Consider the following 22,526-nt stretch of genomic DNA (forward strand, 5'->3'; position numbering starts at 1 on the left):
GCTCGTCCTAAGGCAGGTAGGCCCTGGTGACGCGGGCCCGGTCGAAGGTGTGGCCGCGGTCGCAGTCGTGGCAGTAGCCGGTGATCGCGTCGCCGGCGATCGCGAGGTCGTCCATGTAGTGCTCGCGGCGCTGGGAGACGATGACGACCAGCTCGCCGGTCATCGCGGCCAGGGCCAGGGCCTCGGCGGTGCCGGTGGCGGTGCCCTTGAGTATGGCGGCGGCCGTGGCGGCCGGGTCGGGGGCGGGCTCGGCGTCGACGGGGAGCCGGGGCCGGCGGGCCGGCTCGGCCCTGATCGTGCCGTCGGGCGCCAGGGCCACGGGCGCGTGCCCGGCCTCGCGGAGGAGGCGCAGGGTCTCCTCGGGCGGGCGGGCGGACAGCGCGACCGTGGGCGCCACCTGCTGGAGGGCGAGTTTGCGCAGGGACTTCGCGCGGCACAGCCCGGTGAGCGTGGCCGCGTCGTCGGCGATCACCACCGACGGGGTGGCGGCGACCTTGAGCGTGCCGTGCTTGCGTGCCGCGTCGGTGACGAGGTAGCGCAGGGGCTGCGGGACGTCCTTCGCGCTGTGCCGGGCCAGGCCCGCCAGCAGGGACTCGGCGTCGGCGCCCGCGTCGAGGGCGCGCCGCACGCTCCGCTCGGAGAAGCGCCATACGCTCGCCCGGTCACGGGACTCCAGGTCGGCGCACGAGCCCAGGAAGGCGGCCAGGGCGGGCGCGGGAAGGCCGGTGACGACGGCGGTCAGGTCGTTCTGCAGGGTGACGGTGAGAGCGGGCACGGGAAACAGCGCCGCCAGCGGCTCCGGCTCCCCACCGGAGGCGCCGGGGGTTGTGAGGTAGGTGCGGCCCAGGTGGGTGAGGGCGCCGTCGGCGGTGAGGCCGAGGAGGTCGCCTTCGCGCAGAGCGGCCGTCACGAAGGACTCGGCGGCCGGCGGCGACTCGGCGGCGGCGCGGGTGCGCCAGTGGACGGCCGCCATCAGCCCGGACGCCGCCGCGCCCACGCCTTCGGGCAGGGTGCGGAGGGTGTCCAGGACGGCCCGGCGGATCGCCCCCGCCCCGCACTCGAACGGGTAGGGCGGCGGCAGCGGGTCCAGGTGCCCCTCGCAGCACCCCACCACCCGGTGGGTCGCCGCCTGCGGCAGCCCGTGCCAGGCGGCGGCGAGCACCCGCCAGCGGGCGGCGGGGGAGCGGGCGAGCCAGTCGTCCGCCAGGGTGGTCCCGGTCATCCGCTCGCCGCCGTCGGAGGCGATCAGCGCGGCGGCGTGGGCGACGTCGAGCCAGAACGTCACCTCCTGCTCCGTGACGCCCAGCGCCTTAGCCGCCCGCCGCAGCTCCCGCGTGCCGACGCCGCCCGCCTTCAGCTCGCCCAGCGGGGTGTCGGTGGCCAGCTCGACCAGGGCCTCGACCAGGTCGAGCGCACGCAGCGCGGCGCCCACCCCGTCGGCGGGCGGCACTGCCTCGCGCACGGGAACGCCGGGCTGCCCGGTCAGCGCCGGCCGCCAGTCGTCGCCGCGCAGCGCGAGGCCGATCTCGCGCGGCATCTCGTAAGCCCATCCGTCGCGCACCAGGAACCCGGCCTCGACCAGGCGTCGCACCGGATGCGTACGAACCCCGGAGCCGAAGTGGACCTGCTCGCTCTCCAGCACCGGCCGCCCGGCCGCCATCGTGCGCAGCAGGTCGGCCGCCTGACGGGGGAGGCGGGCGGCGCGGGCCCGGACCGCCGCGCCGTCGGCCAGCAGCCGCCCGGCCTCGGCCACGAGCTCCGCCCTCCGCCCCCTGGGCCGGCCGCCGTGCGCGCTCACCAGCGTCTTCAGCATCTCGGCGGTCAGCTCGACGGCCAGCTCGCGCAGCGGCCTGCCCAGCCCGAACGGGTGCGCCCACAGGCCGGCCTGGTGCGGGGAACGCACGGAAGGGCCGTCGAGGGTGAGCAGGCCGTGGGCGGCGAGCGTGGCGAGCACCTCGCCGAGGCGGCCCCGTGGGTCGTGCAGGGCCGCCGCCAGGCGCTCCCGGGTCGTGGCCCCGCCCGCCGCCTGGACGGCCTGGCTGACCACGTGGCAGTCGGCGTCGAGACCGAGCAGCACGGGAATGGCCGGCTCGGGCCGGGCCAGCAGGCGTTCGACCACATCGAGTGAAGGAGCCGCCGCCAGCTCCGGGCGGTGCTCCAGGAGGGTGGTGAGTTCGGCGTTCGTGCGCGGCACGGCACGAGACTAGCGAGGATCGCCGACAGAACGCGGCCGATTCCCACCCCCGGGACGGTCAGGGGGGCGGGAGCTCGCCGGAGCCGCGGGGGACCAGCTCCACGGGCAGCCTCACCAGCCGGGCCGCCCCCTCCGCCGGACGCAGCAGCAGGTCCACGGCGGTGCGCGCGAGCAGCGGGACGTCGTAGCGGACGACCGTCACCCCGGGGCTGAAGACGTCGGCGAGGGCGAAGTCGTCGAACCCCACGTACGCGGGCCGCTCCGGCCGCTCCCGCAGCGCCCGCAGGATCCCGATCGCCGCCCGGTTGTTGGCGGCGAAGAACGCGGTCGGCGGATCGGCCAGGTCGAGCAGCCGCGCCACCTCCTCCGCCACCCGGCACGGGTCGAACACCCCGTGCACCACCAGCCCTTCGTTGACCGGCAGCCCGGCCGCGGCGAGGGCGGCGCGGTAGCCCGCGGCCCGCTCGTGGACGGAGCTCAGCCCGTCGTCGTCGGAGATCAGCGCGATCCGCCGGTGCCCGCGCGCCAGCAGGTGCCCGGTGGCGGCCCGCCCGCCCCGTTCGTCGTCGAGCACCACCACGTCGGCCGTCGCGAGGCCGGGCGGCAGCCGGTCCACGAACACCATCCTGAGGCTCGCGTGCTCGGCCAGCCAGCCGTGGTCGGCCGCCGACGGGACGACGATGAGCGAGTCGACGCCCCGCGCCGCCATGGACTCGATGAGCATGCGCTCCTTGTCGGGGCTCTCCTCGTACGAGCCGAAGACGACCAGCGCCTCGTGCTCGGCCGCGGCGGCCTCCACGGCGGCCGCGAGCCGCGCGTAGAACTCGTTGGAGATGTTCTCCATGACCAGGCCGAGCGTCAGCATGGTCGCGCCCCGCGCCAGCCGGGCGGCGGCCTCGTTGCGGCGGTAGCCGAGCGCGCTGATGGCCGCCTGCACCCGCTGCTGCAGCGAGGCCCGTACGTGCGGCTCCTGGTTGACCACCCGGGAGACGGTCTTGAGGCTCACGCCCGCGTGCCTGGCGACGTCGGCCATGGTCGGCTTGCGCGTTGTCATACTCTGCCCCCATGGATGATGAATGGATCTGTGGCCGGTTGGGCGAGGACGAGCCGTGGACGCTGGGCGCGGTCAATCCGCCGGTGTTCGAGAACTCGCTGTTCACGTTCGCGACGGCCGGGGAGCTGGGCGAGGCCATCAGGAACGAGGACGAGCGCTACGTCTACTGGCGGGGGACCAACCCGACGGTCGATCTCGCCCAGCGTAAGCTCGCGGCGCTGGAGCGGGGAGAGCGGGCCAAGTGTTTCGGCTCGGGGATGGGCGCCATCGCGGCGACGATCTCGTCGCTGGTGTCGGCCGGTGACCACGTGCTGGTGCTGGGCGCGGTGTACGGGCCGACCACGCAGTTCCTGCGCTACCTGGAGAAGTTCGGGGTCACGCATACGCACGTGAGCGACCTCGCGGAGTGTGACAGCGCTATCAAGGAGCGGACGCGCCTACTCTACTTCGAGTCGCCCTCCTACATGGCGTACGCGATCGTGGACATCGCCGAGGTCGCGGCGTGGGCGCGTGAGCGCGGGCTGGTGACGGTGATGGACAACACGTGGTCCACGCCGCTGTTCCAGAAGCCGCTGACGCTGGGCGTGGACCTGGTGGTGCACTCGCTGTCGAAGTACGTGGGCGGCCACAGCGACCTGGTCGGCGGCGTCGTCATCGGTCCGTCCCGGCTCATCAGGCCGCTCGCGCTGACCGAGTACCAGCTCTACGGCGCCGCCATGTCGCCGCACGACGCGGCCAAGGTGATCAAGGGGCTGCGCACGCTGCCCGTGCGCATGCCGGCCCACCAGGAGCGGGGGCTCGCGGTGGCGAGGTTCCTGGCCGGCCATCCCGGGGTGCGGGAGGTCAACCATCCGGGCCTGCCGTCGCATCCGGGGCACGCGATCGCGCTGCGGCAGATGTCGGGGTTCTCCAGCCTGTTCAGCATCGAGCTGGCGACGGACGACACCGATCAGGTCGCGACTTTTCTCGACAAACTGCGGCATTTCAGGATCGGTGTGTCCTGGGGCGGCTTCGAGAGCTTGGTCAACGCCCCCGCCCTGTCCACCGAGGAGAGCGTACGCGCCACGATGGGCATCCCGGCCGGCCTCGTCCGTCTGTCCGTCGGCCTCGAACCGGCCGACACCCTGATCAACGATCTCGATCAGGCGCTGAAGGCGCTGAAGGGGGCGAACGGGATGACCGACCGCTCATCGCGCGAGAAGGACCTTTCACCGCAGGCCCGCCCCAACTAATCGCCGCTCGGCGGCGGCTCGGCGAACAACCCCTCCCGGGACCTCCACGCGGGGTACGTTGCGCTCCTACGTTGAGCGTGATCCGCATCACAGTGGAGGTCTCGTGACGACTCAAGAACATGACGCATCGGTCTATGAAACCGTTCAGGAGAGCAGTGAGTTCCAGGAGCTGAAGCGCCGCTTCCGGGCCTGGACGTTCCCCATGACCGTGGCGTTCCTCGTGTGGTACCTGCTCTACGTCGTGATGTCGGGCTGGGCGCGCGGGTTCATGGCCACCAAGGTCCTCGGGGACATCAACGTCGGGTTGATCTTCGGGTTGCTGCAGTTCGTGTCCACGTTCCTGATCGCGTGGGCCTACGCCAGGCACGCCGAGAAGAAGCTCGACCCCATCGCCGACAAGCTGCGCCACGAGGTCGAGGAGAAGACGAAGTGAGCTCCACCACCCTGGGGATGATCCTCTTCCTCGCCTTCGTCGCCGCGACGCTGGCGATCACCTTCTGGGCGAGCCGCCAGACCAAGACCGCCGCCGACTACTACGCGGGCGGACGCTCGTTCAGCGGCGTGCAGAACGGCCTGGCGATCGGCGGCGACTACATGTCGGCCGCCTCCTTCCTCGGCATCGCGGGCATCATCGCGCTGTCCGGCTACGACGGGTTCCTGTACTCGATCGGGTTCCTGGTGGCCTGGCTGGTCGCGCTGCTGCTGGTCGCCGAGCTCATGCGCAACTCCGGCAAGTTCACCATGGCCGACGTGCTGGCCTTCCGGATGAGCCCGCGCCCGGTCCGCACCGCCGCCGGCGTCTCCACCATCGTGGTCAGCATCTTCTACCTGCTGGCCCAGATGGTCGGCGCGGGCGCGCTGGTCGGCCTGCTGCTCGGCATCACCAGCGAGGCCGGCAAGGTGTGGACGATCGTCGGCGTGGGCGCCCTGATGATCGTGTACGTGGTCTTCGGCGGGATGAAGGGCACCACCTGGGTCCAGATCGTCAAGGCCGTGCTGCTCATGAGCGGCGCCGCGCTGGTGACGCTGCTGGTGCTCGGCAAGTTCGGCTTCAACCTGTCGGCGCTGCTCGGCCAGGCCGCCGCGACGAGCGGCCCCAAGGCCAACCCGGAGTCCTTCCTCAGCCCCGGCCTGAAGTACGGCACCGAGGCGCAGGGCCTGGCCGGCAAGATCGACCTCATCAGCCTGGGCCTCGCCCTGGTGCTGGGCACGGCCGGCCTGCCGCACATCCTGATCCGCTTCTACACCGTCCCCACCGCCAAGGACGCCCGCAAGTCCGTCCTGTGGGGCATCGGCATCATCGGCGTCTTCTACCTGCTCACCCTGGTCCTCGGCTTCGGCGCGGCGGCCCTGGTCGGCAAGACGGCGATCACCGAGGGCGACCCGGCGGGCAACACGGCCGCGCCGCTGCTGGCCCAGCGGATCGGCGAGGAGATCTTCGGCTCGGTCGGCGGCACGATCCTGCTCGCGCTCATCGGCGCGGTGGCCTTCGCCACGATCCTGGCCGTGGTCGCCGGGCTCACCCTGGCCTCCTCCTCCAGCTTCGCCCACGACCTGTACGCGCACGTCTTCAAGCGCGGCCAGGCCAGCGAGCGGCAGGAGGTCGCGGTGGCCCGCGTCTCGGCCCTCGTCATCGGCGCCGTCGCGATCGGCCTCGGCATCCTCGCCCAGAAACAGAACGTGGCGTTCCTGGTGGCCCTGGCCTTCGCGGTCGCGGCCTCGGGCAACCTGCCCGCCATCCTCTACAGCCTGTTCTGGCGGCGCTTCAACACGGCCGGCGCGGTGGCGGCCATCTACGGCGGCCTGGTCTCCGCCCTCCTGCTGGTGATCTTCTCGCCGGTGGTCTCCGGCGCTCCGACGTCCCTGTTCAAGACGGTGGACTTCCACTGGTTCCCGCTGAGCAACCCGGGCATCGTGTCGATCCCGATCGGCTTCCTGTGCGGCTGGCTCGGCACGATCCTGAGCAAGGAGCACAACGAGGCCAAGTACGCCGAGATCGAGGTCCGCTCCCTCACCGGCGTCGGCGCGGAGAAGGCCGACCCGCACTGACCGCGAGCGTGAGGCGCCTCCTGCCCTGAGGGCGCCTCTCCGCGGAAGGCCGCCCACCCCCGCCCGGGCGCCCTCCGCACCGAAGGGCCCGGTCTCGGTGACGAGACCGGGCCCTTCTTCGCGCGCTGGACGGCGGGCTGTCAGGGGCGCAGCCGGTGGAACAGCTCCACCCGGACGCGGTGGTATTCGGCGTCCTCCTCGTCGTGCTCCACCCCTGAGCGGATGGCCTTGTGGAAGTAGGCGTGCTCCCTGCGGAGCTTGTGCCTGACGAGCTGGGCGAGCGACTCCTCGTCCAGGCGGGCCGCCGTGCCGCCCTCCTCGTGGTAAGCGGCCACGAACTCCTCGCTCGGCCCTTTCAGGTCGTCGCCCCATTCCAGGGCGGCGGCGGCCAGCTCCAGCTCAGGGGCGCCGACGAAGGTCTCGTCCCAGTCGAGAACCGCCACGATCCGGCCGTCTCTGGCCAGGGTGTTGCCGGCGTAGTAGTCGCCGTGCAGGGGGTGACGCACGGGGTGCGCGGCGTGGAAGGCGCGCAGCCAGCGGTCCAGGCCGGGGTCGTCCAGCTCGGTGGCGTCCTGGGGCGGATCGCCGTACAGGCCGGACTCCTGGAAGGCGGGCACCGGGCGCGGGCCGGGACGGCAGCCTGCCAGGGACCTGTGCAGCCTGGCGAGCAGACGGGCGCCGGCCGCGCGCTGGGCCGGGATGTCGGAGTCCGGCCAGGCGCCCTCGACGTACGGCCAGCAGGAGATCGGGCGGCCGTCCACGACGATGACCGTCGCGCCTTCGGCGGTCGGCAGCGGGGCGACGGCCTCGGGGAGGCCGGCGGCGGCGTGCCGGGCGATCGCGTGGCACCACTCCGACTCGGCGGCGGTCCGCCACGCGGGGCCGACGCGGACGACGTGCCCGTCGAGCCGGTACGCGGCGGATTCCTCTCCGCCGTACAACCGCTCACCCTCCCCCGTGACACCCCAGGTCAGAGCCACGGCTTCGCGGATCTCCCGGGTCAGGGGCGTCTTGACGAAGATCATCCCGCCAGCCTACATGCCGTCGTCCGGCGGTATCGTCGGAGCTTTCATGGAGGATTCTCGCGAGGAGCGGCGGTGTCACGAGACGGGCGTCGGCTGCGGCCGGTCGACCTGGCGCGCGGGCACGGGCTGTCCACCCAGGCGGTACGCAACTACGAGGAGGCGGGCATCCTGCCGCCCGCGGACCGGACGGCCGCCGGCTACCGCGCCTACACGCCCCGGCACGCGCAGGCGTTGCGGGCGTTCCTCGCCCTGGTGCCCGCCCACGGGCACGCGACGGCGACCGCGATCATGCGGGCGGTGAACGAGGGCGCGGTCGAGGAGGCGCTGCGGCGCGTCGACGAGAGCCACGCCCAGCTCCTGGACGACCGCCGCACCCTGGAAGCGGTGGAACGCGCCCTGACCGACCTCACCCGCGCCCCGGCCGACCTCACCCGCGCCCCGGCCGACCTCACCCGCGCCCCGGCCGACCTCACCCGCGCCCCGGCCGACCTCACCCGCGCCCCGGCCGACCTCACCCGCGCCCCGGCCGGCCCCACGTCGCCCCCTGCCGGCGAGCACGGGCCGGACGCGACGTTCATCGGCCCCCTGGCCCGCCGGCTCGGGCTGCGCCCCGCCACGCTGCGCAAGTGGGAGCGGGCCGGGCTGGTCCGCCCGCGCCGCGACCCGAAGACCGGCTACCGCGTCTACTCGGCCGCCGACGTACGCGACGCCCGGCTCGCGCACCAGCTCAGGCGCGGCGGCTACCTGCTGGAGCAGATCGCCCCGCTCATCGAGCAGGTACGCGCCGCCGGCGGCGTCGAACCCCTGCGGGCCGCCCTGGACGGCTGGCGTGACCGCCTCTCGGCCCGTGGCCGCGCCATGCTGTCGGCCGCCGCCGAGCTGCACGCGTACCTGTCCCTGCCCACGTGAGCGCTACGCGCCGTTAGTCACTTTTGGCATAGGGTCCTGGAAGGGCATCGGACCGGGGGAGGAGCACCAGTTGAACGTCAGCCGTCCCCCGGCCGCCGCCGTCACGGCGGCCATGGAACGTTGCCGCCGCCTGCTCGAACCCGCGCTCCGCGAGGCCGTCGGCGGCCTGCACCCGTGGAGCTCGCGGATGGCCGGGTTCGCGCTCGGCTGGTCGGACGCGGACGGCCGCCCCCAGACCGGGGACGGCGGCAAGGGCGTGCGCCCGGCCATCGTCCTGCTCGCCGCTGAGGCCGTGGGCGGCGACGCGGTGGCCGCGCTGCCCGGAGCGGTGGCGGTGGAGCTGGTGCACGCCTTCTCCCTGGCGCACGACGACATCATCGACCACGACGAACGGCGCCGGCACCGCGAGACCCTCTGGAAGGCGTACGGGCCCGGCCCCGCCCTGCTGACCGGCGACGCGCTGCTGGCCCTGGCCGTCGCCCAGCTCGCCGGCGTCCCGGAGGTGATGCGGCTGCTGTCGGCGGCCCTCACGGAGCTCGTCCACGGGCAGAGCGCCGACATGGCCTTCGAGAACCGCCCCTGGCGCGGGCCCCACGCGGTCACCGTCGAGGAGTACACCCGCATGGCGGCCGGCAAGACCGGCGGCCTGCTGGGGGCCGCGGCGGCGCTCGGCGTCACGTTCGGCGGGGCGCCGCCGGAGACGGCCGAGGCGATGGGCCGGATGGGGCGCGACCTGGGAGTGGCCTTCCAGATCGCCGACGACGTGCTCGGCATCTGGGGCGATCCCGCCGTCACCGGCAAACCGGTGCACAGCGACCTGCGGCGCGAGAAGAAGACGCTTCCCGTGCTGTGCGCGCTCGCCGCGGGCGGGACGGCCGCCCGCGAGCTGTCGGCCGTCCTCGCGGCGGGACTGGAGGACGAGGACGCGGTGCGTGCGGCGGCCCGGCTGGTCGAGGAGGCGGGCGGGCGCGCCGCCGCCGGCACGCTGGCCGCCCGCCACCTCTCCGCGGCTCTCCACCTCCTGGACGCGCACCTTCCCGGGGCGTCGGACCTGCGCGCCCTGTGCGAGTCCTTGGTCAACCGCACCCACTGACCGCCGACGGGTCAGTCAGCCGGGCGGGAGGCATTGTCCAGGAGGGCGAGCTCCTGGTCGCTCAGCTCCAGCTCGGCCGCCGCCATCAGCGCCCCCAGCTGCGCGACGTCGCGCGCGCTGGAGATCGGCGCCACCACCGTCGGCTGCGCCGCGAGCCACGCCAGCGCGATCGACGCCTGCTCGACGCCCCGCGCGTCGGCCAGCTCGGCCAGCGCCCGCAGCGTGCGCCGCCCGTGCTCGGTGGCGAGGTATTCGGCCGCCGACGCGGCCCGCGGGCTCTCCACGGTCACGCCGGGCGCGTACTTGCCGGTCAGGAAGCCGCGCGCGAGCCCGAAGTACGGGGTGCTGGCCAGCCCCTCCCGCGCCACGACGTCCCGCAGCTCGCCCTCGTACCCGCGCTCCACCAGGTTGTACTCCTGCTGCAGGGCCACGTACCGGACGAGTCCTTCCTTGTCGGACAGCTCGACCGCCTCGGCGAGCCGCCGCGCCGTGTGGTTGGACGCGCCGACGTAGCGCACCTTGCCCTCGCGCACCAGGTCGTCGAACGTGGACAGCGTCTCCACCACCGGCGTGTCGTGGTCGTCCACGTGCGCCCAGTAGAGGTCGATGTAGTCGGTACGGAGCCGCCGCAGCGAGTCCTCGACCGCGGTGCGGATGGTCGCCGGAGCCAGGCCGCGCAGCCCCTCCAGCATGCCGACCTTGGTGGCGAGGACGACGGAGTCGCGGATGCGCCGCTCGGCCAGCCACTCGCCGATGATCATCTCGGACGTGGACTCGCCGGTCACCCAGGACGGGTAGACGTCGGCGGTGTCGATGAAGTTGCCGCCGCCCTCGACGTAGGCGTTGAGCACGGCGAACGAGGTCTCCTTGTCGGCCGTCCAGCCGAAGACGTTCGTGCCGAGTGCTATCGGGAAAACGGACAGGTCCGTGGTGCCTATCGATCTCATCCAGCTATTATCCGACGATCCGACAAGGAGGCCCGGATGGCACCCCGATTACGTGGATGCCTGGTCGGCGCGGTGGTCGCCGGCGGTCTGTTCCTGCTCGGGCTGGCCCTGCTGCTGCCCCACGACTCGCAAAGGGCAGGTCCGGAACCAACCGCCCCCGCGTCCGTAACCCCCAGCCCGTCGCGGGCGGCGGAGGTCGTGGACGAGCGGCGCCTCGACGAGCGCAGGCTGGAGCTCACGATCCGCTCCCCGGCACTCGGGGACGAGACCACCAAGGTGCGCCTGCTCCTCCCGCGCGGCTGGGAGTCCCGCCGCGACTGGCCCGTGCTGTGGCTGCTGCACGGCGGGCTCGACGACCACACCTCGTGGACGGCCAGAACCGACGTCGACGCGCTCACCCGCGACACCGGCGTCATGGTCGTCATGCCGGACGGCGGCAAGTGCGGCAGCTACTCCGACTGGTGGAACGGCGGCGACGGCGGCCCGCCCCGCTGGGAGACCTACCACCTGCGCGAATTGCTCCCCCTCCTCGAATCCCGCTACCGGGCCGGCCGGGACCGCGCCATCGCCGGCTACTCGATGGGCGGCCAGGGCGCGATGCTGTACGCGGCCAAGGGCATGTTCAAGGCGGCCGCCTCCTTCAGCGGCGCCGTGAACATCACCGCCCCCGGCGTCCCCCAGGCCGTGATGGCCGGCACGACGGTCGGCTGCTTCGGCACCGACTGGAAACGCGTCTGGGGCGACCCGGAGGAGCAGCGGCGGGTGTGGCGGGCGCACAACCCGTACGACCTGGCGGAGAAGCTGAAGGGCGTCGAGCTGTACGTGGCCGCCGGCGAGGGCGATCTGGTGGAGGACCTGGCCAACCGCGCCGCCCGCTCCTTCGCCGCCCGCCTCGACGACCTCGGCATCCCGGTCCGCACGCACTTCTATCGCGGCGGACACAACCACACGTACTGGCAGCGTGAGCTGCACCGCGCCTACCCGATGCTCGTCTCCGCGATCGGCGCGCGGTGAGCCCTCTCACACGGGCCGGAGAGGGCGTGACGCAGGCGCGGCGGTGCCGTTAGGGTTCGTGCTGTGGTGACGGGTGACGTGCGCACGCGCATCCTTGACGCGGCGGAGGAGCTGTTCGCGGGATCCGGCTACGAGGCCACACCGACGGCTGTCATCGCCAAGCTCGCCAGGGTGCCCGGAGAGCTCATCTCCGACTACTTCCCGCGCAAGATCGACGTCCTGGTCGCGCTGATCGACGAACGCACCCACATCGAGGAGGGGCGCGACGTCGAAGCGGTGCCGGGCGACCCGGCGGGCACCCTCGCCCGGCTCGCCCGGGCGCTGCCGCTGCGCGCCTCACCGGCGATGCGGCGCATCCTGTTCCGCGAGGCCGACACGCACGGCTCGGTCAAGGAGCGGCTCGGCCGGCTCAACGGCGAGCTCGTCCGGCGTGCCCGGTTCGCGCTGGAGCTGGCGCTACCCGGGGCCCGCGGTGACGCGGCGAGGCTGGAGGTCGCGGCGGCCATGTTCGCCGCCGTCCTCATCTACCAGGAGAACCTGTGGCAGCTCACAGGACACCAGATCGACCCCGACGCCGTCGCGGAACTCGTCGCCCACGCGCTCGTCTAGCAGCTCCTCCAGCGCCTCGCGCAGGTGCCGCACCAGGCTCCAGACGTCGTCCACGCGCTCCGGGCAGGCGACGACGCCGAAGTCCAGCATGCCGTCGTAGGAGAAGCAGGTGATGCTCAGCCCGCCGCTCATGTCCGTCAGGACGGACATCGGGTAGTAGGACAGCACCCTGCCCCCGCACAGGTACAACGGGAACTGCGGCCCCGGCACGTTGCTGATGATCAGGTTGACCGGCGGCAGCGCCATGCCCGCCAGCCTGCCCGTCAGCCGGAACACCGCCGGCGTGGCCAGCGCCGTCACCGGGGCGGGCAGCAGCGAGCACAGCTCCTGCAGCCAGGTCGCCGGGGCCAGCGCGAACCTGCGCTTCGCCCGCCGCATCGTCGCCCCCACCAGCCGCAGCCGCTCCCGCGCGTCGGGCACGTCGGTGGGCATCGGGGCGATCATGGCGGAGATCTGGTTGCCCGCCGCGTCCTTGGCGCCGTGCTTGCGCACCGCGACCGGCACCGCCACCACCAGTGGCTCCTCCGGCAGCGCGCCGCGCTCGGCCAGCCAGGCGCGCAGGGCCGACGTGCACAGGGTCATGACGACGTCGTTGACGCTGAGGGCGTTGGCCTTGGCGACGTTCTTGACGTCCTTGAGCGACAGCGACCCGAACGAGACGTGCCGCCGGCCGCTGATCGGCCCGTTGAACGGCGTGCGCGGAGCCGCCAGGCTCGGCAGCTCGGGCCGGTCCCGCCGCTGCCCGGACACGAGCCGCGCGGCCCTCGCGATCGCCTTCGCGCCGGGCAGCCGCGACGCCAGCGGGATGGCGTCCATGTCCCCGGCCATCCTGACCGCCGACCCGACCGTCCGCACCGGCTGGGTCACCGACCGCGCCGCCGCCCCCGCCAGCATGCCCACCACCCCGGGCCCGCGACCCGCGACGACCTCCCGCGACGTCCCGTCCCCGCCTTCGCGGCCCACCCCGCACTTGGACGGGCTCGTGGGGGGCGTGGCTTCCTGACGCCGGACGAGGTGGCCGTCCGGGGTGAGGTCGAGGAGGGTGGCGAGGGTCTCGGCGCCGGAGACGCCGTCGATGGCGGCGTGGTGCACCTTCGTGTAGACCGCCACCCGCCCTTCAGGCAGCCCGTGGATGAGGTGCATCTCCCACAGCGGATGGGAGCGGTCCAACCGGCGGGCGTGCAGCTCCGCGACCGCCTCGGCGAGCTGCCAGTCGCTGCCCGGCTGCGGCAGGGTCAGCTCGAACAGATGGTTGCCGATGTCGAAGTCGGGGTCCTGCGTCCAGTACGGGCGGTCGAGCCCCAGGGGCACCTCCGCCAGCCGGAGGCTCAGAGCGGGGGACAGGTGGAGGCGGTCGAGCAGAAGGCTCGCCAGCGCGTCCCGGTTGACGGCGCCCTCGCCGGAGTCCAGGATCGCCAGTCCGGCCACGTGCGCGGCGGTGGTCGCGGTCTCGACGTTGAGGAACTGGGCGTCGAGCGCGGTGAGCTGGCGCATCTGCTCTCCTTTCTCCCGTCGTACGAGCAGCATCACATGAGCGGATTTCCGCAAGGTTTCCGGGAGAGTGTTTCAGATGAATCGGTCCGCTTCGTGCAAGCTGTGAGAAAATGGCCAGCTCAGCAAGCATCCGTGACAATTATCTAGCCAAGAACAACCTCAACAGGGTGTTGCACCACAGCATTGAAGTGGTAGCCGAACGGGTGCCGGGGGATGACCAGCGGTTGCGTGGCGCCCGTCTCGTCGGTCGCCCTGGCCATGAGCACATAGGGGCCCGGCCGCCGGGGCGCCCAGGTGACGTGCCACTGCGACCAGGCGCTGACCAGGTGACTTCCGTGCAACGTGGCCGCGCGCCAGGTGCCCCCGCCGTCGAAGCTGACCTCGACCCGGGTGATCCGGCCCTGCCCCGACCAGGACCGCCCGTGCAGCACCAGAGGGACGCCGCCGATCGCCAGCTGCGCGTTCCACGGCAGTTCGAACGCGCTCTTCACCGGCTGCGTGGTGACATCGGGGTAGAACACGGTGTTCCACGGACTCGACACGGGGCTCGTGGAGACTTCTATGTCGCCGAGCCATTTGATGGACGCGATTCCCACCCATCCCGGCACCACCAGCCGGGCGGGAAATCCGTGGTCGGGGGGCAGGGGCTCGCCGTTCATCTCGTACGCCACGAGCACGTCGTCCATGGCCTTGGCGATGGGCAGCGGGCGGCGTACGTGCCCGTAGTCCTCGAACGGGTCGTCGAGACCGGACGGGAGCACGTCCACCGCCTCGGGCCGCACGCCGGCCTCCTTGAGCAGGTGCTTCAGCGGCACGCCGCGCCAGCGCGCCACCCCGATCGCGCCCAGCCCCCACTGGGTGCCCGGCGCGGCGTCATGCTGCTGGCGGCCGTAGAAGCGGCGTCCGTTGCCGGCGCACTCGATCGCCACGTCGTACGTCCGCGACGGCATGGCGCGCAGCTCCTCGTAGCCGAACGCGCGCGGACATCGCAGACCGGGGCCGTGCAGGCGCAGCCGCCAGGTCGCGGCGTCGATGAGCGGCGTGCCGGTGTGGTTGCGGACGAAGAACCGGTCGATCGGGGTGTGGTATCCCTGCCCCGACATGGCCTCCCACCGCATCTCGGCGTTCTCGCCGCGCACCCTGAACAGGTGGCCGGGCAGGGGCTTCAGGATGCTCGCCGTGGCGTTCGTCATGGGGTGTCACCTCGTTAATTGGTATTCCCTACCTGTAAACCATTTAATCTCCTCGCGTCGGCTTCCGTCGCGATCCTTTGCCGGAACAAACCCTCACCGTCGCACTCCCCTGGGGGAGCGCGACGGCTCTACCGTGACACTCTGGCTCTACCCGGACGCGGCCGGGGGCTCACCCGGCGAGCGGGCTCGGCCTGTCGCTCAGGACGTGGGCCAGCAGCAGGTCCAGCGGCCGTGGCACGCGGTCGAGTTCGAGCGCCGCGACGAGCAGGCCGGAGTAGCGGATCTTCCGGCCGCTGCCCGCCCCCATGAACCGGCGCAACTGGTCATGCGTGGAACCCTCGCGCCAGGCGGGCTGCCGCTGGAGCGTGCGGAACGACCCCAGCTCGCCCTCGGCCTCGATGACCGCTTCGACCGCGTCGGTGCCGAGCGCCCTGATCAGCTCGTCCTCCAGGTCGGCGACGCACGTGAAGAACCCGAGCGCCTCCAGGCCGTCCCGGTCGAGCCCGGAGCCGAGGCCGGCGCGTTCGAGGCTGCGCCGGTAGTCGTCCTCCTCCCCGGCGTCGCACAGGCCGGCCAGCCGCAGGCCCAGCCCGGCGGGGCCGAATCTGCCGACATAGGTGCCGATGTTCGTGGCGCCGCCCATCGCCACGAGGGAGATGCCCTCGGCCGTCAGATCCCGCTCATGGCGCCGGGCCAGCGCCTCGAACGCCGCCTTGTCGCTGGCGCCCTCGACCAGGACCACGGTTCGCGTCTCGCTCACGAGCCCACCCTTTCACCCGACCCCGACGTTGTTCATCCGCTTTTGCGGGCGCCCCCTGGTCAAAAGTGGGTCTGCCGTTGTCACCGGGGACGTCCGAGGAAGGCCAGGAGGCGTTCGAGAGGCCAGGTGTTGATGACGTCGTCCGGCGTCAGCCAGGCCCGCTGCGCGATCCCGACGCCGAAGCGCTGGTGCGCCAGGTGCGGGATCGCGTGCGAGTCGCTGTCGATGGAGAACTTCACCCCGTGGTGCTTGGCCAGCCGCACCAGGTCGGACGGCAGGTCGGAGCGGTCGGGATAGGAGTCGATCTCCATCGCGGTGCCCGTGCGCGCCGCCGCGCGGAAGACGGCGTCCCAGTCGGCGTCCACCGGCTCGCGCTTGCCGATCTTGCGGGTGGTCGGGTGGCCGATGACGTCGACGTACGGGTTTTCGCAGGCGGCGATGAACCGGCGCGTCATCTCGTCCCGTGACATGCCGAAATGCGAGTGGACCGACGCCACGCACACGTCGAAGTCCCGCAGCACCTCTCCGGGCCAGTCGACCGACCCGTCAGGGGCGATGTTGAGCTCGGAGCCGTGCAGCAGCCGCATGTCCGGATATTTCTCCTGCAGCCGGGCCAGCCGCTCCCGCTGCTCCAGCGCTTTGTCCAGCGTCATCCGCTGCATGGACAGGTCGGGCGCGTGGTCGGTCACCGCGTAGTAGGCGTAACCGCGGGCGTGCCCGGCGGCCACCATGTCCTCCAGCGAGGCGATGCCGTCGGTGAGGTCGGTGTGCGTGTGCAGGTCGCCCTTGAGATCGGCCAGCTCCACCAGCGCCGGCAGCTCGCCCCGCAGCGCCGCCTTGACCTCGCCGCCGTCCTCCCGCATCGGCGGCGGGACGTACTGCATGCCGAGCGCGTGGTAGATCTCCTCCTCCGACTCGGCCGCGATCACCCGCTCGCCCTCGAACAGGCCGTATTCCGACAGCTTCCACCCCTTCTTCACCGCCATCTCCCTGATGGCCACGTTGTGCTCCTTGGAGCCGGTGAAGTACTGAAGAGCCGCGCCCCACGAGCCGGCCGGGATGCGCCGCAGGTCGACCTGGACGCCGGACGTGGTGCGGATCGACGTCTTCTTGTCGCCGGCCGCGATCACCTCCGCGACGTAGGGCTGCGCGCGGAACTCCTCCATGATCGACTCGGGCGCGACCGCGAGGATGTCGATGTCGCCGATCGTGTCCTTCATCCGCCGCAGCGACCCCGCGTAGGCGATCCGCTCGGCGCTCAGCGACCCCATCACCTGCTCGGCCAGCGACATCGCGACCCCGATGTGCACCCGTCTGCCGGACTGCTCCAGCTGCTCGACGCCCTTCAGCAGGTTGGCCAGCGTCTTCGGGCCGAGGCCCTTGACGCCCTTGAGCCGGCCCCCCTCGATGGCCTCGCGCAACGCGTCGGTCGAGTCGATGCCGTAGTCCTCGAACAGCATGATCGCCGTCTTCGGGCCCAGGCTCGGCACCCGCGTCAGCCTCCGCACGCCCTCGGGCACCCGCCCCCGCAGGTCGTCGAGCTGCCGGAAGCTGCCCCGCTGGAGAAACTCCTCCATCTTCTTGGCGATCGCCTCGCCCACCCCGGGCACCGAGCGCACGTCGACCACCGAGATGTCCTCGGGGAACCCGGCGATGGCCTTGGCCGCCTTCTGGTAGCTCCGCACCCGGAAGGCGTCGCCGCCGCAGAGCGCGAACAGCTCCGCGTATTCCTGCAGCGCCGACGCCGCCTCCTCATTTGCCCGCATGCCCCTAACCCTAGAGGCCCGCACCGACAATCCGGGGAGGTCAGAACCGCACCTCACGCGGCCGGTACGGCTCCGCCAGGAACGCCAGCTCCTCCTCCGACAGCCGTACGTCCACCGCCGCCACCGCGTCGTCCACGTGCCGGTCCTTGGTGGCCCCGACGATCGGCGCGGTGACCGCGGGCTGGTGCAGCAGCCAGGCCAGGGCGACCTGCGCGGCCGGCAGCCCACGGTCGGCGGCCACCCGCGCCACGCGGTCCACGATGGCCTTGTCGTTCTCCGGGTCGTACAGGGACTCGATGCGGGTGTCGGAGCCGGCCCGGGAGGTGGACGCCGCCGCGCCCGCCCTGGCCAGCACCCCGCGCGCGAGCGGGCTCCACGGGATCACGCCCACGCCCTGGTCGAGGCAGAGCGGCAGCATCTCCCGCTCCTCCTCCCTGTAGAGCAGGTTGTAGTGCGGCTGCATCGAGACGAACCTCGTCCACCCGTTGAGCTCGGCCACGTGCTGGGCCTTGGCGAACTGCCACGCCCACATGCTGGACGCGCCGAGGTAACGCGCCTTGCCCGCCCGGACCACGTCGTGCAGCGCCTCCATCGTCTCCTCGATGGGCGTCTCGGGGTCCCAGCGGTGGATCTGGTAGAGATCGACGTGGTCGGTGCCGAGCCGGCGCAGTGAGGCGTCGATGGCGGCCATGATGTGCTTGCGCGACAGGCCGCCGTCGTTGGGCCGGCGGCTCATCGGGAAGTACACCTTGGTGGCCAGCACGTAGTCCTCGCGACGCGGGAAGATCGCGCGCAGCGCGTTGCCGGTCACGACCTCGCTCTCGCCCCGGCTGTAGACGTCGGCCGTGTCGAAGAAGGTGACGCCGGCGTCGGCCGCCCGGCGGATGATCGGCTCCGCCTCGTCCTGCGGCAGCGCCCAGTCCTGGCGGGAGGGGTCGCCGTAGCTCATCATGCCGAGGCACACCCGCGAGACCTGCAGACCCGTGCCACCCAGTCGCGTGTAATCCATACCGTTCACATTAGGGGGCGGAACGTACGGGTTTCCGCCCTGTCGACCTGTTCCCCGATCCGGGGGATGCTGCGAAGATGGAACCCCGCGTGCGGCCCCTGCCTCCCGAGGAGTGGGACGGCTTCATCAGGGCCAACCCTTACAACGTCTTCGCCACCATCGCCCGCCACCCGGAGCTCTACCGGGCCTGGCTCGGCTTCGGCGGCGTGCTGCTCGACGGCACACTGCCGGCCCGCGACCGCGAGCTGGCCATCCTGCGCACGGCGTACCACAGCCGCAGCGCCTACGAGTGGGCCCACCACGCCCGCCTCGGCCGCGAGGCGGGCCTGACGGACCTGGAGATCGACTCGGTGCGCCACCCCGACGCGCTGTGGCCGGTCGAGGACCGGCTCGTCCTCCAGGTGGCCGACGACCTGCACTACGGCGGCGACCTGACCGACGCCACCTGGGCGGCGCTCTGCGACCGCTACGACGAGGCGGGCCGGATCGAGCTGGTCATGCTGGTCGCCCACTACCGGATGCTGGCGCTGGTGCTGCGGACGCTCAGAGTGGCGATCGAGGAGTGATCACCGTGACGCCCGGCACCGAGCCCATCGCGGCGAGCGCCTTGCCCGCGTCGGCCAGCCCGATGGTCCTGGTGACGAGCTGGTCGGGGTGGAGCACCCCGGCCCTGATCAGCTCCAGCATCCGCGGATAGGCGTGCGCGGCCATGCCGTGGCTGCCGAGCAGCCGCAGCTCCTGGCCGATCACGCGGTCCATCGGCACCGGGGTCGGCCCGCCGGGCAGCAGGCCCACCTGGACGTGCCGGCCACGGCGGCGCAGGCTCTCGACCGAGGCCGCGCAGGTCTGCGGGCTGCCCAGCGCGTCCAGCGACACGTGCGCGCCGCCCCTGGTCAGCTCGCGCACCTGCGCCGCCGCGTCGCCCGCCGAGGCGTTGACGAAGTGCGTGGCGCCGGCCAGCTCGGCCAGGTGCAGCGCGTCGCCGCTGACGTCCACGGCCACGACGCGGGCGCCGGCGGCCGTGGCGATCATGACGGCGGACAGCCCCACGCCGCCGCAGCCGTGCACCGCGACCCACTCGCCCGGGCGTACCTCGCCCACCTGGGCGACGGCGCGGAAAGCGGTCGCGAAGCGGCAGCCGAGCCCGGCCGCCGTGACGAAGGCCATGTCCTCGGGGACGGCGACCAGGTTGACGTCGGCGTGGTCGATCGCGACGTACTCGGCGAAGGAGCCCCAGTGGGTGAAGCCCGGCTGCGTCTGCCGCTCGCACACCTGCTGCTCGCCCGCCGCGCAGGACGGGCACGTGCCGCAGGCGCACACGAAGGGCGCCGTCACACGCGCGCCCGGCCGCCAGCCGCGTACGTCGGAGCCGACGGCCTCGACGACGCCCGCGAACTCGTGGCCGGGAACGTGCGGCAGGGCCGTGATGTCGGGGTCGTGGCCCTGCCAGCCGTGCCAGTCGGACCGGCACAACCCCGTGGCCAGGACCCTGATCACCGCGCCGTGCGGGGCGGGGGCCGGATCCGGCAGCTCGCGCACGTCGAGCTCGCCCCCGAAGATGTCAAACGCAACCGCTCGCATCTCATGAGCTTAGAGTGAGCGGCCGTGACCTGCGCAAGCACCTGCCCTGTCACAGGTGTGGAATCCGGTGGGCGGGACAGTTAGGGGCCATGGGACAAGACTTGGACAAGGAGCGCTTCTCGGAGGATGAGTACCTCCGTTTCGGAGAGCGCATCCGCGAGCAGCTCGGCACGCTGCGCGAGCTGCTCGGCACCCCCGGCTTCGGTCAGGGGCCGGTGACGATCGGCGCGGAGCTGGAGCTGTTCCTCGTCGACGAGCGGGGCCGGCCCCTCCCGCACAACAGCGAGGTCCGTGAGGCCCTCGGCGACCCCCGCGTGGTGCTGGAGCTCGGCCGCTACAACCTCGAGGTGAACCTGACCCCCACGACGCTGGAGGGCAAGCCGTTCGAGCTGCTGGGCGCGGAGATCCACGACACCGTGACCAAGGTGGACGCGGCGGTCGAGGGCGGCGGCGCGGTGCCCATCGGCATCCTGCCCACGCTGGAGACCGGGGACTTCACGGTCGGCGCGATGAGCGACCAGAACCGCTACCGGGCCATGAGCAGGGGCCTGCGGCGTCTGCGGCTGGAGCCGTTCCTCGTCAAGATCGACGACCTGGAGCTGTCGGTCGAGGACGTCATCCTGGAGAGCGCCAACACCTCCTGGCAGGTGCACATCCGCACCCCGCCGGAGCGCTTCGCCCGGCTGTTCAACGCCGCCCAGCTCGCCATCGGGCCGGTGCTGGCGGCCTGCGGGAACTCGCCGATCTTTCTCGGCCCCCGCAAGTGGGAGGAGACCCGCATCGCGCTGATGGAGGAGGCCGCCGACGACCGCGACGTGGCGCGGCTCGAACGGCGGGACGGGCGGGTCACGTTCGGCTCCGACTGGGTGCGTGAGGGCGCGATCGAGCTGTTCGAGCGGTACGTCGCGGACTACGAGCCCATCGTGCCCGACCTCGTCGACGGCGCCGGGCCCCACGACGTGCCCGAGCTGCGGCTGCACCAGGGCACCATCTGGCAGTGGAACCGGCCCGTCTACGACCCGGCCGACGGCGGCCACCTGCGCATCGAGATGCGGGCGCTGCCCGCCGGGCCCTCGTGCGCGGACATGGCCGCGAACACCGCGTTCCTGATCGGGCTCACGCTCTCGCAGGCCGAACGGGACCTGACCGGCTACCGCTTCGCCGAGGCCTACCAGAACTTCTACCGCGCCGCCATGCACGGGCTGGACGCCAAGCTGTCCTGGCCGGGCTGGGACGGCGAGCACGAGGCCGCCGACCTCATTCTCCGGCTGCTGCCCGAGGCGCGCGAAGGGCTGCTGGGCGCGGGGGTGGCCCCCAGCGACGCCGATCGCGCCCTGGAGATCATGGAGCAGCGTACGCGGCTACGCCGTACGGGCGCGGTGTGGCAGCGCGAGACGCTGGAGCGCTTCGGCGGCGACGTCGAGCAGCTGGTGCGCCGTTATCGTGAGCTGGCCCTGTCGGGACTGCCGGTGCATATGTGGCGTTGAGTCACAACCATCCCCCTTTCGTTTCCGTCACACTGGGTAAAAGGACGGAAAAGGAAGGAAGTTATGTCGGTGACGGGGATGGTAATAACCGATAAATCACCTTTCGTCCTGAATAGGGCGACGGGAGACCTCGCGGACGGAGCGGCCAAACTGGCCGAGGAGATCGGCGCCACCGCCGTCGAAGCGGTGCTGGCCCAGGCCAACCGGGCGGCGGCACGCAGGGGAGCGACCGCCGCCCTCGGCCCGATGCAGCCGAGACCGGCCGAATGGTACGCCTTCGACGCCGGCGACCAGGACACCGTCGACTGGTACCCGCAGGGGATCACCGGCAGCACGGACTCCGGCGCGATCGGCGTCCCGGCGTCCGTCGTGAGCTGGTACTTCAAGCCGGCGGCCGGCGAGCGCGGCATCCGCGTGTCGTTCCTGAGCCCGCGGACGCTGAAGTACCGGCACGCGCTGCTCGTGCTGGCCAAGCCCGACGGCTCGTACGGGCCGATCAACATCCACGCGGGCGGCATCGCCATCGACGGCGACCTGCTCTACGTGGCCGACACGACGCGCGGCCTGCGCGTGTTCGACCTGCGCCGCATCCTCGACCTGCGTACCGCCCAGAACGACCTTGGCGACGCCGACCGCATCGGCCGCTCGGGCGGCAAGTTCCACGCCTTCGGCTACCGCTACGTCATCCCGCAGACCGACATGTGGCGGCTCGCGAACCCCGGCCCGGTCTTCTCCTTCGTCGCCCTCGACCGCAGCGGCGGCACCGGCAAACTGATCGCCGGCGAGTACCGCGAGAACGACCCCGGCGGCCGGGTGGCCCGCTGGAACCTGCCCTTCTCCGGCGGCGAACCCGCCGAGGCGTACGTCATGGGCCAGCCCAAGATCCAGGGCGCGCTCTCCCAGGGCGACACCTGGTACCTCAGCCAGACCGGCGGCTCGGCCCGCAACGGCAAGCTGCTGGTGCACCGCGGCGGCAAGCTCCAGACCAGGCCGTTCCCCATCGGCCCCGAGGACCTCACGGTGCAGGACGGCAGGCTGTGGAGCCTCACGGAGTTCAAGGGCAAACGCGTCGTCTTCGGCGTCGCCCTCTGAGCCGGCGTGTGGGCCGGA

At 72.4% G+C, this 22,526-nt stretch carries 19 protein-coding genes and 1 pseudogene; 10 read left to right on the forward strand and 10 right to left on the reverse strand.

Going from position 1 to position 22,526, the window contains the following annotated elements:
• Positions 1-7: 7 nt before the first annotated feature.
• Entirely contained in the window at positions 8-2,194 is a 2,187-nt protein-coding gene (locus SMD20_RS02310; protein ID WP_329574341.1) for a helicase-associated domain-containing protein, read from the reverse strand.
• Between the two features lie 58 nt (positions 2,195-2,252).
• Entirely contained in the window at positions 2,253-3,248 is a 996-nt protein-coding gene (locus SMD20_RS02315; protein WP_329574343.1) for a LacI family DNA-binding transcriptional regulator, read from the reverse strand.
• Positions 3,249-3,259: 11 nt separating this feature from the next.
• Between SMD20_RS02315 and SMD20_RS02320 the strand changes: the two genes are divergently transcribed.
• The 3 genes from SMD20_RS02320 (at position 3,260) to SMD20_RS02330 (ending at position 6,529) form a co-directional block, all read left to right on the forward strand.
• A complete protein-coding gene (locus tag SMD20_RS02320) occupies positions 3,260-4,480 on the forward strand; it encodes a trans-sulfuration enzyme family protein (protein ID WP_329574345.1) in 1,221 nt (406 codons plus the stop codon).
• A 103-nt stretch (positions 4,481-4,583) separates the two neighbouring features.
• On the forward strand, positions 4,584-4,913 hold the full coding sequence (locus tag SMD20_RS02325) for a DUF485 domain-containing protein (RefSeq protein WP_091082417.1): 330 nt from the start codon (positions 4,584-4,586) through the stop codon (positions 4,911-4,913).
• Positions 4,914-4,930: 17 nt separating this feature from the next.
• A complete protein-coding gene (locus tag SMD20_RS02330; RefSeq protein WP_329592400.1) occupies positions 4,931-6,529 on the forward strand; it encodes a solute symporter family protein in 1,599 nt (532 codons plus the stop codon).
• A gap of 140 nt (positions 6,530-6,669) precedes the next feature.
• Here the strand turns inward: SMD20_RS02330 and SMD20_RS02335 are convergent, their stop codons facing one another.
• On the reverse strand, positions 6,670-7,554 hold the full coding sequence (locus tag SMD20_RS02335; RefSeq protein WP_329574348.1) for a phosphotransferase enzyme family protein: 885 nt from the start codon (positions 7,552-7,554) through the stop codon (positions 6,670-6,672).
• A gap of 72 nt (positions 7,555-7,626) precedes the next feature.
• Between SMD20_RS02335 and SMD20_RS02340 the strand changes: the two genes are divergently transcribed.
• A complete protein-coding gene (locus SMD20_RS02340; protein WP_329574350.1) occupies positions 7,627-8,463 on the forward strand; it encodes a TioE family transcriptional regulator in 837 nt (278 codons plus the stop codon).
• Positions 8,464-8,533: 70 nt separating this feature from the next.
• The gene (locus tag SMD20_RS02345; RefSeq protein ID WP_329574352.1) at positions 8,534-9,556 is read left to right on the forward strand and encodes a polyprenyl synthetase family protein; all 1,023 of its coding nucleotides are present in this window, start codon (positions 8,534-8,536) and stop codon (positions 9,554-9,556) included.
• 11 nt (positions 9,557-9,567) lie between these two features.
• Here the strand turns inward: SMD20_RS02345 and SMD20_RS02350 are convergent, their stop codons facing one another.
• Positions 9,568-10,503 carry an aldo/keto reductase gene (locus SMD20_RS02350; protein ID WP_329574354.1) on the reverse strand — a complete coding sequence of 312 codons (936 nt, stop codon included), beginning with the start codon at positions 10,501-10,503 and terminating at the stop codon, positions 9,568-9,570.
• Between the two features lie 36 nt (positions 10,504-10,539).
• Here SMD20_RS02350 and SMD20_RS02355 point away from each other — a divergent pair, with 36 nt between their 5' ends.
• Both SMD20_RS02355 and SMD20_RS02360 read left to right on the forward strand, forming a co-directional pair.
• Positions 10,540-11,517, forward strand: coding sequence for an alpha/beta hydrolase (locus SMD20_RS02355; RefSeq protein ID WP_329574356.1), 978 nt, complete (start codon positions 10,540-10,542; stop codon positions 11,515-11,517).
• A gap of 78 nt (positions 11,518-11,595) precedes the next feature.
• Positions 11,596-11,733 (forward strand): annotated as a pseudogene (locus tag SMD20_RS02360) (helix-turn-helix domain-containing protein); the annotation flags it as partial.
• Positions 11,734-11,973: 240 nt separating this feature from the next.
• Here SMD20_RS02360 and SMD20_RS02365 read toward each other — a convergent pair.
• From SMD20_RS02365 to SMD20_RS02385, 5 genes are all read right to left on the reverse strand, one after another.
• Positions 11,974-13,620, reverse strand: a complete 1,647-nt coding sequence (locus SMD20_RS02365) for a WS/DGAT/MGAT family O-acyltransferase (RefSeq protein WP_329574357.1) — start codon at positions 13,618-13,620, stop codon at positions 11,974-11,976.
• Positions 13,621-13,763: 143 nt separating this feature from the next.
• Positions 13,764-14,813, reverse strand: coding sequence for a sulfite oxidase (locus SMD20_RS02370; RefSeq protein ID WP_329574359.1), 1,050 nt, complete (start codon positions 14,811-14,813; stop codon positions 13,764-13,766).
• Between the two features lie 169 nt (positions 14,814-14,982).
• Positions 14,983-15,573, reverse strand: coding sequence for a TOPRIM nucleotidyl transferase/hydrolase domain-containing protein (locus tag SMD20_RS02375; RefSeq protein ID WP_329574360.1), 591 nt, complete (start codon positions 15,571-15,573; stop codon positions 14,983-14,985).
• Positions 15,574-15,653: 80 nt separating this feature from the next.
• Positions 15,654-17,339 carry a DNA polymerase/3'-5' exonuclease PolX gene (gene polX / locus SMD20_RS02380; RefSeq protein WP_329574361.1) on the reverse strand — a complete coding sequence of 562 codons (1,686 nt, stop codon included), beginning with the start codon at positions 17,337-17,339 and terminating at the stop codon, positions 15,654-15,656.
• Between the two features lie 40 nt (positions 17,340-17,379).
• The gene (locus tag SMD20_RS02385; RefSeq protein WP_329574363.1) at positions 17,380-18,348 is read right to left on the reverse strand and encodes an aldo/keto reductase; all 969 of its coding nucleotides are present in this window, start codon (positions 18,346-18,348) and stop codon (positions 17,380-17,382) included.
• A 77-nt stretch (positions 18,349-18,425) separates the two neighbouring features.
• Between SMD20_RS02385 and SMD20_RS02390 the strand changes: the two genes are divergently transcribed.
• Positions 18,426-18,914 (forward strand): carboxymuconolactone decarboxylase family protein, encoded by a 489-nt coding sequence (locus SMD20_RS02390; protein WP_329574365.1) that lies wholly within the window; start codon positions 18,426-18,428, stop codon positions 18,912-18,914.
• Here the strand turns inward: SMD20_RS02390 and SMD20_RS02395 are convergent.
• Positions 18,892-19,929 (reverse strand): zinc-dependent alcohol dehydrogenase family protein, encoded by a 1,038-nt coding sequence (locus tag SMD20_RS02395; protein WP_091082436.1) that lies wholly within the window; start codon positions 19,927-19,929, stop codon positions 18,892-18,894. The two genes, SMD20_RS02390 and SMD20_RS02395, sit on opposite strands and share 23 nt — an antisense overlap.
• A gap of 89 nt (positions 19,930-20,018) precedes the next feature.
• On the opposite strand from SMD20_RS02395, the gene SMD20_RS02400 reads away from it, so the two are divergent.
• Together SMD20_RS02400 and SMD20_RS02405 are read left to right on the forward strand one after the other, a co-directional pair.
• A complete protein-coding gene (locus SMD20_RS02400; RefSeq protein ID WP_329574368.1) occupies positions 20,019-21,416 on the forward strand; it encodes a glutamate--cysteine ligase in 1,398 nt (465 codons plus the stop codon).
• A 78-nt stretch (positions 21,417-21,494) separates the two neighbouring features.
• Entirely contained in the window at positions 21,495-22,508 is a 1,014-nt protein-coding gene (locus SMD20_RS02405) for a hypothetical protein (RefSeq protein ID WP_329574370.1), read from the forward strand.
• Positions 22,509-22,526: the final 18 nt, after the last annotated feature.

The sequence above is a fragment of the Nonomuraea sp. LP-02 genome, from assembly GCF_036289125.1.
Taxonomy (GTDB): Bacteria; Actinomycetota; Actinomycetes; order Streptosporangiales; family Streptosporangiaceae; genus Nonomuraea; species Nonomuraea bangladeshensis.

Coding starts and splice junctions, on each gene's coding strand:
- SMD20_RS02315 (WP_329574343.1), bottom strand. CDS start 3,248: ATGACAACGCGCAAGCCGACCATGGCCGACGTCGCCAGGCACGCGGGC.
- SMD20_RS02320 (WP_329574345.1), top strand. CDS start 3,260: ATGGATGATGAATGGATCTGTGGCCGGTTGGGCGAGGACGAGCCGTGG.
- SMD20_RS02330 (WP_329592400.1), top strand. CDS start 4,931: ATGATCCTCTTCCTCGCCTTCGTCGCCGCGACGCTGGCGATCACCTTC.
- SMD20_RS02335 (WP_329574348.1), bottom strand. CDS start 7,554: ATGATCTTCGTCAAGACGCCCCTGACCCGGGAGATCCGCGAAGCCGTG.
- SMD20_RS02350 (WP_329574354.1), bottom strand. CDS start 10,503: ATGAGATCGATAGGCACCACGGACCTGTCCGTTTTCCCGATAGCACTC.
- SMD20_RS02355 (WP_329574356.1), top strand. CDS start 10,540: ATGGCACCCCGATTACGTGGATGCCTGGTCGGCGCGGTGGTCGCCGGC.
- SMD20_RS02365 (WP_329574357.1), bottom strand. CDS start 13,620: ATGCGCCAGCTCACCGCGCTCGACGCCCAGTTCCTCAACGTCGAGACC.
- SMD20_RS02370 (WP_329574359.1), bottom strand. CDS start 14,813: ATGACGAACGCCACGGCGAGCATCCTGAAGCCCCTGCCCGGCCACCTG.
- polX (WP_329574361.1), bottom strand. CDS start 17,339: ATGCGGGCAAATGAGGAGGCGGCGTCGGCGCTGCAGGAATACGCGGAG.
- SMD20_RS02385 (WP_329574363.1), bottom strand. CDS start 18,348: ATGGATTACACGCGACTGGGTGGCACGGGTCTGCAGGTCTCGCGGGTG.
- SMD20_RS02390 (WP_329574365.1), top strand. CDS start 18,426: ATGGAACCCCGCGTGCGGCCCCTGCCTCCCGAGGAGTGGGACGGCTTC.
- SMD20_RS02395 (WP_091082436.1), bottom strand. CDS start 19,929: ATGCGAGCGGTTGCGTTTGACATCTTCGGGGGCGAGCTCGACGTGCGC.
- SMD20_RS02400 (WP_329574368.1), top strand. CDS start 20,019: ATGGGACAAGACTTGGACAAGGAGCGCTTCTCGGAGGATGAGTACCTC.
- SMD20_RS02405 (WP_329574370.1), top strand. CDS start 21,495: ATGGTAATAACCGATAAATCACCTTTCGTCCTGAATAGGGCGACGGGA.